Origin of the sequence: Streptomyces sp. NPDC014870 (genome assembly GCF_043081505.1) — a bacterium.
GTDB lineage: Bacteria > Actinomycetota > Actinomycetes > Streptomycetales > Streptomycetaceae > Streptomyces.
This window is the reverse complement of sequence record NZ_JBIBWQ010000002.1, coordinates 513,823-527,609: the sequence shown is the minus strand read 5'-3', so window position 1 is coordinate 527,609 and position 13,787 is coordinate 513,823. Positions and strand designations below refer to the sequence as shown.

At 72.9% G+C, this 13,787-nt stretch carries 13 protein-coding genes; 5 read left to right on the top strand and 8 right to left on the bottom strand.

Going from position 1 to position 13,787, the window contains the following annotated elements; translation table 11 throughout:
• Positions 1–57: 57 nt before the first annotated feature.
• Positions 58–666, top strand: coding sequence for an isopentenyl-diphosphate Delta-isomerase (idi, locus tag ACF09C_RS07040; protein WP_392089601.1), 609 nt, complete (start codon positions 58–60; stop codon positions 664–666).
• Here idi and ACF09C_RS07035 read toward each other — a convergent pair.
• On the bottom strand, positions 632–1,165 hold the full coding sequence (locus ACF09C_RS07035) for an ATP-binding protein (protein ID WP_392090272.1): 534 nt from the start codon (positions 1,163–1,165) through the stop codon (positions 632–634). The genes idi and ACF09C_RS07035 overlap by 35 nt on opposite strands.
• Before the next feature lie 130 nt (positions 1,166–1,295).
• Complete coding sequence (locus ACF09C_RS07030) at positions 1,296–1,970, bottom strand: HdeD family acid-resistance protein (RefSeq protein WP_392089599.1); 675 nt, start codon at positions 1,968–1,970, stop codon at positions 1,296–1,298.
• 75 nt (positions 1,971–2,045) lie between these two features.
• Between ACF09C_RS07030 and ACF09C_RS07025 the strand changes: the two genes are divergently transcribed.
• On the top strand, positions 2,046–2,798 hold the full coding sequence (locus ACF09C_RS07025) for an enoyl-CoA hydratase/isomerase family protein (protein WP_392089596.1): 753 nt from the start codon (positions 2,046–2,048) through the stop codon (positions 2,796–2,798).
• Positions 2,799–2,817: 19 nt separating this feature from the next.
• Here ACF09C_RS07025 and ACF09C_RS07020 read toward each other — a convergent pair whose 3' ends face one another.
• Positions 2,818–3,459 carry a DJ-1/PfpI family protein gene (locus ACF09C_RS07020; protein WP_392089594.1) on the bottom strand — a complete coding sequence of 214 codons (642 nt, stop codon included), beginning with the start codon at positions 3,457–3,459 and terminating at the stop codon, positions 2,818–2,820.
• A 77-nt stretch (positions 3,460–3,536) separates the two neighbouring features.
• Entirely contained in the window at positions 3,537–4,508 is a 972-nt protein-coding gene (locus tag ACF09C_RS07015) for a GlxA family transcriptional regulator (protein WP_392089592.1), read from the bottom strand.
• Between the two features lie 126 nt (positions 4,509–4,634).
• Here ACF09C_RS07015 and ACF09C_RS07010 point away from each other — a divergent pair, with 126 nt between their 5' ends.
• Both ACF09C_RS07010 and ACF09C_RS07005 read left to right on the top strand, forming a co-directional pair.
• Complete coding sequence (locus tag ACF09C_RS07010; protein WP_392089590.1) at positions 4,635–5,498, top strand: hypothetical protein; 864 nt, start codon at positions 4,635–4,637, stop codon at positions 5,496–5,498.
• Between the two features lie 108 nt (positions 5,499–5,606).
• Positions 5,607–7,994, top strand: a complete 2,388-nt coding sequence (locus ACF09C_RS07005; protein ID WP_392089588.1) for a Tex family protein — start codon at positions 5,607–5,609, stop codon at positions 7,992–7,994.
• A 63-nt stretch (positions 7,995–8,057) separates the two neighbouring features.
• Here ACF09C_RS07005 and ACF09C_RS07000 read toward each other — a convergent pair whose 3' ends face one another.
• From ACF09C_RS07000 to ACF09C_RS06990, 3 genes are read right to left on the bottom strand one after another with little or no spacing between them, the layout of a single operon-like run.
• Positions 8,058–8,465: a hypothetical protein gene (locus ACF09C_RS07000; RefSeq protein ID WP_362409619.1), complete on the bottom strand. Its 408-nt coding sequence runs from the start codon at positions 8,463–8,465 to the stop codon at positions 8,058–8,060.
• Complete coding sequence (locus ACF09C_RS06995; RefSeq protein WP_392089586.1) at positions 8,462–9,190, bottom strand: 2-phosphosulfolactate phosphatase; 729 nt, start codon at positions 9,188–9,190, stop codon at positions 8,462–8,464. Before ACF09C_RS06995 ends, ACF09C_RS07000 begins: the two co-directional genes overlap by 4 nt.
• Positions 9,190–10,827, bottom strand: a complete 1,638-nt coding sequence (locus ACF09C_RS06990) for an ABC-F family ATP-binding cassette domain-containing protein (RefSeq protein WP_392089584.1) — start codon at positions 10,825–10,827, stop codon at positions 9,190–9,192. The genes ACF09C_RS06995 and ACF09C_RS06990 overlap by 1 nt, the downstream gene beginning before the upstream one ends.
• Positions 10,828–10,899: 72 nt before the next feature.
• Between ACF09C_RS06990 and ACF09C_RS06985 the strand changes: the two genes are divergently transcribed.
• Complete coding sequence (locus ACF09C_RS06985; RefSeq protein WP_392089582.1) at positions 10,900–11,856, top strand: NAD(P)/FAD-dependent oxidoreductase; 957 nt, start codon at positions 10,900–10,902, stop codon at positions 11,854–11,856.
• A gap of 89 nt (positions 11,857–11,945) precedes the next feature.
• On the opposite strand, the gene ACF09C_RS06980 is transcribed toward ACF09C_RS06985, so the two are convergent.
• Positions 11,946–13,682 (bottom strand): BCCT family transporter, encoded by a 1,737-nt coding sequence (locus ACF09C_RS06980; protein WP_392089580.1) that lies wholly within the window; start codon positions 13,680–13,682, stop codon positions 11,946–11,948.
• Positions 13,683–13,787 lie beyond the last annotated feature (105 nt).

The following is a 13,787-nucleotide window of genomic DNA, read 5'->3' as shown; positions in this document are numbered from 1 at the left end:
TTTTGTACGGCAGACTGAAGGGGCCCTTCCGGGCCGAGACCGAAGCGAAGGACGGTTATGCCGACCACATCAGCCAGCGTGGCTCACACCTCGTCGAACGGTGTCCAGCCGACCGCAGCCCAGGCGTCGATCATGCTCGAACTGGTCGACGAGAACGGCATCACCATCGGTACGGCGGAGAAGCTCGCCGCCCACCAGGCCCCCGGTCAGCTCCACCGGGCGTTCTCCGTCTTCCTCTTCGACGAGTCGGGCCGGCTGCTGCTCCAGCGCCGCGCGCTCGGCAAGTACCACTCCCCCGGTGTCTGGTCCAACACCTGCTGCGGCCACCCCTATCCGGGCGAGGCGCCGTTCGCGGCCGCCGCCCGGCGCACGTACGAGGAGCTGGGGATCTCCCCCTCGCTGCTCGCCGAAGCAGGAACGGTCCGCTACAACCACCCCGACCCGGCGTCGGGCCTGGTGGAGCAGGAGTACAACCACCTCTTCGTCGGCATGGCGCAGACCGAACTGCGGCCCGACCCGGAAGAGGTCGAGGAGACGGCCTATGTGACGGCGGAGGAGCTGATGGAGCGGCACGCGAGCGCGCCGTTCTCCGCCTGGTTCATGACCGTCCTGGACGCGGCGCGTCCGGCGATCAAGGAGCTGACGGGTCCCGCCGGGGGCTGGTGATCCCGGGTGCGGCCGGGGGGAGCGCCGACGGCGCCTCCCCGGGGCGCGCGAGGTCCGGGTTCAGGGGCAGCGCGGCCCAGATGATCTTTCCGCCGCTCGCGGTGTGCTCCACGTCGCAGGCGCCGCCCGACTCCAGGGCGATCTCCCGGACCAGGAGCAGCCCGCGGCCGCCCGTCTGACCGTAGTCCGCCTCGAGGGCCTTGGGGCGGTACGGATGGTTGTCCTCGACGGACACCCTGATCCACTCCGCGCCGATCGCCACCTCCACCGCCACCTCGGGGGAGAGCAGCGCCGCGTGTTTGACGGCGTTGGTGACCAGTTCGGAGACGATCAGGAGCAGCCCCTGAACCGTTTCCTCATGGACCGGTACTCCTTGACGGAGCAACAGGTCGCGTACCGCGTGCCGGGCCTGCGGAACTGAGACGTCGACCGCGGGAGCGGTGAAGCGCCAGACCCCTTCGTAGGACGGTGGCCGTGCGGGGACGCTCCCGCTCTCCATGGTCCGGCTCCCACCGTCGTGCTCGATTGTCGCCACGCGTCAAGTCTTGGTAATGCGCAGGTCCGGACCGGGCTACTGACCAGAAGTCGACACTTATCGACCACATTCTGATCAGGTGAGTATGCCAACGTCAGTTGTTCGACTGCTCCTGATCCTCCGTTGACGCCTTCGGAGGGGTGGCGGGAGACTCGTCCTTCACCGTCGTGGCGGGCGGTGTGACCATGCCGACGATACGCCTGCCCCCGACGCCGATCGCGATCAGGCCGAGACCGTCGAAGAGCAGGGCGAGCGAGAAGAAGACGCCGAGCACGTACCGGCTGCTGTCCGGCCAGTCGAAGAGGACCAGCAGACCGAGGAGGAGACCGAACGCTCCCTGGAGCAGGGTCCACCCGAACTGCGGTCCGCGCACCACCACACTACCCACCAGCCGGAAGACGCCGCCGGTGAGGAAGAGCAGGGCGGCGAACATGGTCAGGGCCTCGGCCGAGCCCTCCGGGTGCCGGATCACCACGACACCCGCCGCGATGTTCAGCGCCGCCACCACCACGGCGAGCCAGAAGAAGTTGCTTCCGCGCGATTCGATGGCGTGCACCAGCCCGACGACACCGCCGATGAGCAGCAGCCAGCCGAAGAGCAGCATCGAGGTGAGGGTGGCGAGACCGGTGTAGAAGAGACCGACGATCCCGGCGATGACCAGCAGGACGCCGAGCACGGTGAGCCGGCCGAGGCTGCGCTTGAGCTTGCGTCCCTCGTGCACGGCGTCGAAGGGGGCCTCACCGGACGCGTCGTCGGGTTCCCGGGCCATGCGCGCCTCCTCCTTCGCCCCCTCCGCGACCCCTCCTCGATCGTACGGTCGAGGTGCCCGGATAGCATCCGGCGCATGGAGCCCACCGAGCCGCAGCTGACGGTCGTCGTCGCCGACGCGGTCGCCACCGTCGTCATCTCGAACCCGGCCAAGCGCAACGCGATGACGGCGGCGATGTGGCGGTCCCTGCCCGGGCTGCTCGCGCCGCTCGCCGCCGACCCCGAGGTCCGCGCCCTGGTGCTCACCGGCGACGGCGGCACCTTCTGCGCGGGCGCGGACATCTCGACGCTGCGGGAGCCGGGCGACGAGCAGCAGTCGCTCGCGGTCCGGGCCGAGGAGGCGCTCGCCGCCTTCCCCAAGCCGACCCTCGCCGCGATCCGCGGCTTCTGCGTGGGCGGCGGCAGCCAGCTCGCCGCCGCCTGCGACCTGCGGTTCGCCGAGGAGGGCGCGCGGTTCGGGGTCACCCCTGCGAAGCTCGGGATCGTGTACCCCGCCTCGTCGACCCGCAGACTGGCCGCGCTCGTCGGGCCCTCCGCCGCCAAGTACCTGCTCTTCTCCGCCGAGTTGATCGACACCGAGCGGGCGCTGCGCACCGGGCTCGTCGACGAGGTCCTGGCGGAGGGCGAACTGGACAAGCGGGTGGCCGAGTTCAGCCGGGTGCTCGTCGCGCGCTCGCTGCTCACCCAGGCGGCGGCCAAGGAGTTCGCGGACGGCCACACGGACCGGGACGCGCACTGGGCCGAGCAGGCGCGCGGCAGCGGCGACACCGCCGAGGGGGTCGCCGCCTTCCTGGAACGCCGGGCGCCCCGCTTCACGTACGGCCTGTAGGACCAGGCCGCCAGGCCGGTCAGCCCTGGGGCAGGTCCTTCGGGGCCGTGCCGCGCCAGTGGGCGACGATCTCGGCCGGCGCCTTCTCCGGGGAGCCCGCGTCGTAGGGCGGCTGCGGGTCGTACTCGGTGAGCAGCTGGATGGTCTGGGCGGTCGCGTCGCCGGCGATCCGGCCGATGAGGTGCAGCGCCATGTCGATGCCGGACGAGACCCCGGCGGCGGTGACGTACTTGCCGTCGAAGACGACCCGCTCGCCGGTCGGCTCGACGCCGACCGCCCGCAGCTCGTCGAAGGCGAGCCAGTGGGTGGTCGCCCGGCGGCCGTCGAGCAGGCCCGCGGCGCCGAGGATGAGCGAACCGGTGCAGACGGAGGTCGTCCAGGTGCTGGTCTCGTCGGCGGTACGGAGCCAGCCGAGGATCTCCGGGTCGTTCATCGCCGCCCGCGAGTCGGGGCCACCGGGGACGAGCACGATGTCGGGGTGCGGGACGTCCGCGAGGGTCTTGTCGGCGACCAGGGCGAGGCTGCCCTGGTCGTTGCGGACCGGCCCGGCCTCCTTGGCGACGAAGACGGTCTCGGCTCCGGGGATGCGGGCGAGCAGCTCGTAGGGTCCGACGGCGTCGAGGGTGGTGAAGCGGTCGTAGAGGAGCACGGCGATCTGCATGGGGTCCCTTTCCTTGGGTGGTCGGTGCTGAGTGGTCTCGGGTTCGCCGCGGGCGCGGGTTCCGCAGGTGGGGCGGTTCAGGGCCGCGTGGCGTTCCGTACCGGTGCGTGGAAGCGGCGGCGGTAGTCCGCCGGAGCGGTGCCCATCGCCTTGACGAAGGCCCGGCGCATCGCCTCGGGCGTGCCGTAGCCGACGGCCCGGGAGACCTCCTCGACGCCGTCGGTCGTCTCCTCCAGGAGTCGCCGCGCGTGCTCGAGCCGGACCCTGTCGACATAGCGGCCCGGGGTCGTGCCGGTCTCCGCCTGGAAGGCGCGGGCGAAGTGGCGGGGTGACAGCCGGGCCCGGGCGGCGAGCGCCTCGACGGAGAGGTCCCCCGCCGGATGCTCGGTGATCCAGTGCTGGAGGTCCCGCAGCGGCGCGCGCCGGGCGGTCTGCGCGGCGAGCTGGGCGCTGAACTGCGCCTGGTTGCCGGGGCGGCGCAGGAAGACGACCAGGTGCCGGGCTACGGTCAGGGCGGTGTCACGGCCCAGGTCCTCCTCGACGAGCGCGAGCGCGAGGTCGATGCCCGCCGTCACGCCGGCGGAGGTGGCGATGCGGCCGTCACGGACGAAGATCGGGTCGGGATCCACGTCGACCTCGGGGTAGCAGCGGGCGAGGTGGTCGCAGGCGATCCAGTGGGTGGTCGCGCGGTGGCCGTCGAGCAGCCCGGCCTCCGCCAGCAGCAGCGCCCCGGTGCAGACGGAGACCAGCCGCTCGGCACGCGGGCCGTTCGCCCGCAGCCAGTCGATCAGCCGGGGGTCGGGGCGCCGGGTGCCCTCACCTCCGGGGACGAGCAGGGTGTGCGGGCGGTCCGCAGCGGCGAGCGTGGTGTCCGGCAGCAGCCGCAGGCCGCTCTGGGTGCGGACCGGCCCGCCGTCGAGCGAGGCGGTCACGATCGGGTAGGAGCCGCCGCCGGCGCGGCCCGCCCCGGCGAACACCTCCACCGGTCCGGTGACATCCAGGCTCTGCACGTCGTCGAAGAGGACGACGAGCACGGGTCGCTTCGTCATGGGCACCATCCTTGGCCGGTTGCGGGGTGTCCGCAATGACGAGCAACCCACCTTTCCTGCCATGCGGGACCGGGGCGACCGCCCCGGGCTTCCGGTCGTACCGACCAGTCGGTAACGTTCCGTTCCATGACCTCTCTGCCTCCCCGCGCGGGCCGCCGCTGTCACCACATGCTCAACCCGATGCACTCCACGGTGTACTTCTCACCGGACCTGGACACCGAGTTCCGCGCCCTCGGCTTCGAGGACGCCACGGCCATGCGGCTCGCCTCGCGCAGCGCCGCGATGGGCGCCGTGGGCGCGGGCACCGTCGCCGCGGCCTTCTTCAACTACAACGTCGAGATGCTGGCCCAGCACCTTCCGGCGGTGTGGGACATCGCCTCGCCCGCCGAGGTCGGCGCCGCGCGGCTGCGGACGGTGGACCGCACGCTGCGCCGGCTCCTCGGCGAGGAGGCGATCGCCTCGGCCGAGATGGCGGAGGCCGCCGAACTCGCTCTGCGCGCCACCGAGGCCTGCACCCGGCACGCCCGGCCGCTCTACTCGGCCCACGCCGACCTGCCCGTCCCCGAGGCGCCGCACCTGCGGTACTGGCACTCCGCGACGCTGCTGCGCGAGCACCGGGGCGACGGCCACCTGGCCGCGCTGCTGACCCTGGACCTCGACCCGCTGGAGGCGATGGTCAGCCACACCGCGACCGGCCTGGGCATGAACCCGCGGCTCGCCCTGGGCGCGCGCGGCTGGCGGCGCGCCGACTGGGACGCCGCCGCCGACCGGCTGCGCGGGCGCGGGCTGCTCGACGCGGAGGGCGAACTCACGGCCGAGGGCACGGCGCTGCGCGAGGAGCTGGAGGAGCGGACGGACCGGCTGGACTCCGCCCCGTACGAGCACCTGGGCGCGGCGGGCGTGGAGCGGCTGACGGAGCTGGGCAAGACCTTCCGCAACGCGGCGTTCCTGGCCGGGGCCTTCCCGGCCGACCTGAGCGCGAAGAGCTGACCTGCGGCCGCCGGACACGGCGGGACCGGGGCGCGTGCGGGGTTCCGGAGGAGGAGACGGCAGAATGCACTCGCAAGCTTGAGGCACGAGAAGGCGAGTCGGGACACCGTGACGACGTCCATCGAAGGCAGGATCGCCGAGGAACTCGGCGTACGTGAGCGACAGGTGAGGGCGGCCGTCGAGCTGCTCGACGGCGGCTCGACCGTGCCGTTCATCGCGCGCTACCGCAAGGAAGCGACCGAGATGCTCGACGACGCGCAGCTGCGGACGCTGGAGGAGCGGCTGCGCTACCTCCGGGAGCTGGAGGACCGGCGGACCGCCATCCTCGACTCCGTACGGGAGCAGGGGAAGCTGACGGCCGAGGTGGAGGCCCAGCTGCGCGCCGCCGACACCAAGGCCCGGCTTGAGGACATCTACCTGCCCTTCAAGCCCAAGCGCCGTACCAAGGCCCAGATCGCCCGCGAGGCCGGTCTGGAACCGCTGGCGGAGGGGCTGCTCGCCGACCCGTCGGTGGATCCGGCGGCGGCCGCGGCGGCCTTCGTGGACGCCGACAAGGGCGTCGCCGACCCGGCGGCGGCCCTGGAAGGCGCCCGCGCCATCCTCACCGAGAAGTTCTCCGAGGACGCCGACCTCATCGGCGAGCTGCGGGAGCGGATGTGGGGCCGGGGCCGGCTGGCGGCGAAGGTCCGGGACGGGAAGGAGGAGGCGGGCGCGAAGTTCGCCGACTACTTCGACTTCGCGGAGCCCTTCACCGCGCTCCCCTCGCACCGGATCCTCGCCATGCTGCGCGGCGAGAAGGAGGACGTCCTCACCCTGGAGCTGGAGCCGGAGGAGCCCTCCGAGGTGCCCGGTCCGACCGCGTACGAGGGCATGGTCGCCTCGCGCTTCGGCGTGGCCGAGCGGGGGCGTCCTGGCGACAAGTGGCTGCTCGACACGGTCCGCTGGGCGTGGCGGACCCGGATCCTGGTCCATCTCGGGATCGACCTGCGGCTGCGACTGCGCACGGCCGCCGAGGACGAGGCGGTCCGGGTCTTCGCGGCGAACCTGCGCGACCTGCTGCTCGCCGCCCCGGCGGGCACGCGCGCGACCCTGGGCCTCGACCCCGGTTTCCGTACGGGCGTCAAGGTGGCCGTGGTCGACAGCACGGGCAAGGTCGTCGCCACCGACACGATCTACCCGCACGTCCCGGCGAACAAGTGGGACGAGTCGCTGGCGAAGCTGGCGCGGCTCGCGAAGGAGCACGCGGTCGAGCTGGTCGCCATCGGCAACGGCACGGCGTCCCGCGAGACCGACAAGCTCGCCGCCGAACTCATCACCAAGCACCCCGAGTTGAAGCTCACCAAGGTCATGGTCTCGGAGGCCGGCGCGTCCGTGTACTCCGCCTCGGCCTTCGCCTCGCAGGAACTGCCGGGCCTGGACGTCTCGTTGCGCGGCGCGGTGTCGATCGCTCGGCGGCTCCAGGACCCGCTGGCCGAGCTGGTGAAGATCGACCCGAAGTCGATCGGTGTCGGGCAGTACCAGCACGACCTGTCCGAGGTGAAGCTCTCGCGTTCGCTGGACGCGGTCGTCGAGGACTGTGTGAACGGTGTCGGCGTCGACGTCAACACCGCGTCCGCGCCGCTGCTTTCGAGGGTGTCGGGCATCGGCGCGGGTCTCGCCGAGAACATCGTCGCGCACCGCGACGCGAACGGCCCGTTCCGTTCGCGGAAGGCGCTGAAGGACGTGGCGCGGCTCGGCCCGAAGGCGTACGAGCAGTGTGCGGGCTTCCTGCGGATCCGGGGCGGCGACGACCCGCTGGACGCGTCGTCGGTGCACCCGGAGGCGTACCCGGTGGTGCGGCGGATGGTGAAGACGACGGGCGGCGAGGTCGCGTCGCTGATCGGCAACACCGGGGTGCTGCGGTCGCTGCGGGCGGACCAGTTCGTGGACGAGACCTTCGGTCTGCCGACGGTCACCGACATCCTGCGCGAGCTGGAGAAACCGGGTCGCGACCCGCGGCCCGCGTTCAAGACCGCCACGTTCAAGGAGGGCGTCGAGAAGATCGGCGACCTGGTCTCGGGGATGGTCCTGGAGGGCGTGGTCACCAATGTGGCGGCGTTCGGGGCGTTCGTGGACATCGGCGTGCACCAGGACGGGCTCGTCCATGTGTCCGCCATGTCCAAGACCTTCGTCAAGGACCCGCGCGACGTGGTGAAGCCGGGTGACGTGGTCCGGGTGAAGGTCCTGGAGGTCGACATTCCGCGCAAGCGGATCTCCTTGACGCTGCGGCTCGACGACGAGGCGTCGGCGAGCGCGGGCGACGGGGACGCGCCGAAGCGGGAGCGCGGAGAGCGGCGTGAGCGCGGCGGGCGTCCGCCGCAGCAGCGGCGCGGCCAGCCGCAGGGCGGCCAGCGCTCGGCGCCGTCGGCCGGCCCCGCGAACAGCGCGATGGCGGACGCCCTGCGCAAGGCGGGGCTGCTGAACGAGGGCGGCGGCGACAAGCGGCGCGGCCGCTGACGGGGAACGGGCCCGGCCGGACGGCCGGGCCCGTTCGCGTCGCCGAGGGCGACATCCGTGCCGTCAGGCGTTCGGCAGGAAGCGCAGAGCCCATTCGGCGCGGTTCGCGACCGTGAGGTCGTCGTCCTCCGTCAGGGGCTGGAGGAGCGCGCGGGCGCGGGTCGGGTCGGCCTGGACCAGGTCGACGATCTCCGCCGCCAGGGAGTCCTGGTCGTCGCCGAGGTCCACGGAGGAGGCCCGCAGGAGCGCCGGCAGGGCGTCAGGGCCGCCGATGGCGGCGAGGACGCCGCCGAGGAGCTCGCGGGCGTAGGCGTTGCGCTCGACAAGGGCCCGGTCGAGTTCGGCCTGGAGCCGGGGCAGCAGCGCCGCGTCGCCCGAGGCGGCGATCTCGTCGGCGAGGTCGATGGTCTCGTCGAGATCGGCGTCGAGATCGTCCAGCATCTCGGTGAGCCGGGTCAGCAGGTCGGTCATGGTGTCTCCTGGAATGCGCCGTCCCTCAGGACGGGGACCGTCTCCGAGGTGTCGGCCTCGGCGGCCACCGCGACGTCCTGCGGATAGCCGTACTCGTACAGTTCACGCCCGGAAGCGCAGCGGTGCAGCTCCGCCACCGGATCCTCGGTCGCCTCCCACAGCGTGGCCGCCGCCCGCGCCTCCGGCGTCAGGGCGTACGGGCCGAGGCCGCGCAGGGCCGACAGGACGGCGCCCGCGCCGAGGAGGTCCTCCAGGGCGGGGCGCAGCGAGCCGTCCGGCCACCGCTCGCCGGCGGCGATCACCGCGAGCGGGCTCGACTCGGAGCCGTAGCCGTGGGTGGCCAGCCAGTGGGCGACGGCCGTGCGGTTGCGGAGCGAGGCGGCGACGACGGTCGCCCCGGCCGCCTCCGCCGCGATCGTGGAGCCGTTCGGGGACGGCAGGACCAGTCGCGGGGTCGGCGGGGCTGCCCGCAGGGCGGCCGGGGAGAGCGTCCACGGCGTCTCGGGCGATGCCTCGCTCCGGCCGACGGCGAGGGCCGCGTCCCGTTCGGCCGCGTACGCGACCGCCGTCCCGTCCCTCCAGCGGTAGGGGAAGACGGACGTACCGGCCTCGACCGCCACGCCCACCGACGTGGTGAAGGAGAGGACGTCCACGACGACCAGGCAGGCGGCGTCCTTGGCCAGGGCCGCGGCCTCCGTCGGGCCCCAGCCGAAGGTGACACCCATCAGAGCTCGGTCACCTTGCCGGTCGCGACCTCGACGCGGCGGGTCGTACGGACGGCGTCGAGCATCCGCCGGTCGTGGGTGACCAGGAGGAGCGTGCCGGTGTAGGAGTCGAGCGCGGACTCCAGCTGCTCGATGGCCGGCAGGTCCAGGTGGTTGGTCGGCTCGTCGAGGACGAGCAGGTTGACGCCCCGGCCCTGGAGGAGGGCGAGCGCGGCCCGGGTCCGCTCGCCCGGGGAGAGCGTGGTGGCGGGGCGCAGGACGTGGGCGGCCTTGAGCCCGAACTTCGCCAGCAGGGTCCGGACGTCCGCCGGCTCGGTCTCGGGGACGGCCGCGCAGAACGCGTCGAGGAGCGACTCCGAGCCGTGGAAGAGCTTGCGGGCCTGGTCGACCTCGCCGACGACGACGCCCGAGCCGAGCACCGCGTCGCCGGAGTCGAGCGGGAGGCGGCCGAGGAGGGCGGCGAGCAGCGTCGACTTGCCGGCGCCGTTCGCGCCGGTGATCGCGACCCGGTCGGCCCAGTCGACCTGGAGGGTCGCGGGCCCGAAGCGGAAGTCGCCACGCCGGACCTCGGCCTCGCGCAGGGTCGCCACGACCGAGCCGGAGCGCGGGGCGGGGGCGATCTCCATCCGCAGCTCCCACTCCTTGCGGGGCTCCTCGACGACGTCGAGCCGCTCGAGCATCCGCTGCGTCTGGCGGGCCTTCGCGGCCTGCTTCTCGCTCGCCTCGCCGCGCAGCTTCCGGCCGATCTTGTCGTTGTCGGTGGCCTTGCGGCGGGCGTTGCGGACGCCCTTGTCCATCCAGTTGCGCTGCATCAGGGCGCGCCCTTCGAGCGCGGCCTTCTTGTCGGCGTACTCCTCGTACTCCTCGCGGGCGTGCCGGCGGGCGGTGTCCCGCTCCTCCAGGTACGCCTGGTAGCCGCCGCCGTAGAGGGTGATCTGCTGCTGGGCGAGGTCGAGTTCGAGGACCTTGGTGACCGTGCGGGTGAGGAACTCGCGGTCGTGGCTGATGACGACCGTGCCCGCGCGCAGCCCCTGGACGAAGGACTCGAGCCGCTCCAGACCGTCGAGGTCGAGGTCGTTGGTGGGCTCGTCGAGCAGGAAGACGTCGTAGCGGGAGAGGAGGAGGGAGGCGAGGCCTGCGCGGGCGGCCTGGCCGCCGGAGAGCGAGGTCATCGGCTGGTCGAGGCCGACGGTCAGGCCGAGGGACTCGGCGACCTCCTCGGCCCGCTCGTCGAGGTCGGCGCCGCCGAGGCCGAGCCAGCGCTCCAGGCTCACGGCGTACGCGTCGTCGGCGCCGGGCGCCCCGTCGACCAGGCCCTGGGTGGCCTCGTCCATGGCGGTCTGCGCGGCCGCCACACCCGTGCGGCGCGCCAGGAACTCCCGGACCGTCTCCCCCGCGCGCCGCTCGGGCTCCTGCGGGAGGTGGCCGACGTTCGCGGTGGGCGGGGAGAGCTTCAGCTCGCCCTCTTCGGGGGTGTCGAGCCCGGCGAGCAGTCGCAGCAGGGTCGACTTGCCGGCGCCGTTGACGCCGACGAGGCCGATGACGTCGCCGGGGGCGACGACGAGGTCGAGCCCGGCGAAGAGGGTGCGTTCGCCGTGGCCGGCGGCGAGATCCTTGGCGACGAGAGTGGCAGTCATCAGGGAACGCATCGTATGTCACCGGCCCGACGCACCGTGGTGCGGCCGAACGGCTCCCGGTACGGTCCGCGCATGAGCGACGACGTGATCGTGGTGGGCGGCGGGGTCATCGGTCTGACGACGGCCCTGACCCTTGCGGAGCGCGGCCTTCGGGTACGGGTCTGGTCCCGGGACCCGGCGGAGGGGACGACCTCCGCGGTGGCGGGGGCGCTGTGGTGGCCGTACCGGATCGAGCCGGCGGCGGAGGTCGGCGGCTGGTCCCTGGAGTCGCTGCGGGTGTACGAGAAGCTCGCCGCCGATCCGGGAGCGACGGGGGTGCGGCTGGTGCCCGGCGTCCACGCCGACACGGCCCTCGCCGGCCTGGGCGACTGGGCGCGGGAGGTCTCGGGGCTGCGGCAGCTCGCGGGGCCGGACGTGCCGGGGCCGTACCGGACGGGCCTCGCGGCGGTGCTGCCGCTGATCGACATGCCGGTCCACCTGGGGTGGCTGCGGCGGCGCCTGGAGGCGGCCGGCGGGGTCGTGGAGCGGCGGACCGTGACCGGTTTCGCCGAGGCGGCCGGGTCGGCACCGGTCGTGGTGAACTGCACGGGGCTCGGCGCCAGGGAGCTCGTGCCGGACGCGGGTCTTCGTCCGGTGCGGGGGCAGTTGGTGCTGGTGGAGAACCCGGGGGTGGAGGAGTGGTTCACGGCGGCCGACGCGGCGTCGAGCGCGACGACGTACTTCTTCCCGCAGCCGCGGCGGCTGATCCTGGGCGGGACCGCCCAGGAGGGCGACGAGCGTCTTGAGCCCGATCCGGCGACGGCGGCGGCGATCGTGGCGCGGTGCGCCCGGATCCGGCCCGAGATCGCCGACGCGCGGGTCCTCGGCCACCGGGTGGGCCTGCGGCCGGCCCGGGCGGGCGGGGTGCGGCTCGACGTCGAGCCGCTGCCGTCCGGCGGCCGCCTGGTCCACAACTACGGCCACGGCGGCGCGGGCGTCACGGTCGCCTGGGGCTGCGCGCGGAGGGCAGCGGAGCTGGCCTGCGGGTAACGGCCCCGGAGGGATCGTCCGGGAGGGTGACGGTCCCGGAGGGGCCGGTGATCGGTCACCGGCCCTCGGCCCCCTCCTCTCGCACACGCTCAGCCGCCGTCCCCCGGCGCGCCCGTGCCGGGGCCGATGCGGAGTTCGAAGTCGCCGTCGTACTTCTCGTGGCCCGCGATCACCGCGAGTTCGATGACCTCCTCGCCCACCTCGCCCCTGACGATCAGCGGGTCCTTGCGCAGGTCCTTCATCAGGGCCACGCACATGCCGATCATCACGAGGACGAACGGCGCGGCCACCAGGATCGTGAGGTTCTGCAGGCCCGCGAGGGCGTCGCCCTGGCCGTCGCCGATCAGGAGCATGATCGCGGCGACGGCTCCGGTGACCACGCCCCAGAAGATGACCACGGGGCGGGTCGGTTCGAACGTGCCGCGCTGCGAGAGGGTGCCCATGACGATCGAGGCGGCGTCCGCGCCGGAGACGAAGAAGATGCCGACGAGGATCATGACGATCAGGCTCATGGTCCCCGTGAGCGGGAACTCCTGCAGCACGCCGAAGAGTTGCCCCTCGGGCGTGGTCTCCTCCGCCAGCCTTCCCTCCTCGCTCAGCTTCATCGCGGTGCCGCCGAAGACGGCGAACCAGACCAGGCTCACCGCGCTGGGCACGAGGATGACGCCGCCGACGAACTGGCGGATGGTGCGGCCCCTGCTGATCCGGGCGATGAACATGCCGACGAAGGGCGTCCAGGAGATCCACCACGCCCAGTAGAAGACCGTCCAACCGCCCAGCCACTCGTGGATGTTGTCGCCGCTGGTCGCCTCGGTCCGGCCGGCCAGCTGCGGCAGGTCGCCGAAGTAGGCGAAGATCGAGGTGGGCAGCAGGTCGAGCACGATGATGGTCGGGCCCGCGATGAAGACGAAGACGGCCAGGACGAGCGCGAGCACCATGTTCGTGTTGGACAGCCACTGGATGCCCTTCTCGACGCCGGAGACGGCGGAGGCGACGAAGGCGACCGTAAGGACGGCGATGATGCCGACGAGCAGCCCGGTCCCGGTCGTCTCCAGCCAGCCCAACTCCTCGACGCCGCTGCCGATCTGGAGCGCGCCGAGCCCCAGCGAGGCGGCCGAGCCGAAGAGGGTCGCGAAGATCGCCAGGATGTCGATGAACCGGCCCGGTCCCCCGTAGGCCGCCCGCTTGCCGATCAGCGGGACGAAGACGGCGCTGACGGTCTGCCGCCGGCGGCGCCGGAAGGTGGAGTACGCGATGGCGAGGCCGACGACCGCGTAGATCGCCCACGGGTGCAGGGTCCAGTGGAAGAGGGTGGTGGCCATCGCGACCTGCATCCGCTCGGCCGAGTCGACGGGGTGCGTGCCGGGCGGCGGGGTGCCGTAGTGGGCGAGCGGCTCGCTCACCCCGTAGAACATCAGGCCGATGCCCATGCCCGCACTGAACATCATCGCGATCCACGAGACGGTCCGGAACTCGGGACCCTCGCTCTCGTGGCCGAGGGTGATCCGGCCGTACCTGCTGATGGCGAGCCACAGCGCGAAGACGACGAAACCGGACGCGGCGAGCATGAACGCCCAGCCGCCGTTGCGGATCAGCCCGTCGAGGAGGTCGCTGGAGACGCTCTCCAGGCTGTCCGTGGCGGTGGCGCCCCAGACCACGAAGGCGAGGGTGAGGCCGGCGGTGACCCCGAACACGATCCGGTCCGTGCGCGCCTTCGGGTGGTGGCCGGGGCCGCGCGGGAGGTCCGCCGTCACCGACAGCCCCTCCCGGCCTCCCCGGCCACCACCGCTCCCGGACTCCCCGGCTGACTGATCATCCTGCGACACCGATGGCACCTTTCCCTGCAATACGGGACAAACGCACTCCGTAAGGCAGCAGTACCACAGGTGTCACGCCAGGTACGGGACCAACTCAGCCCGTCGGCCCGTCAC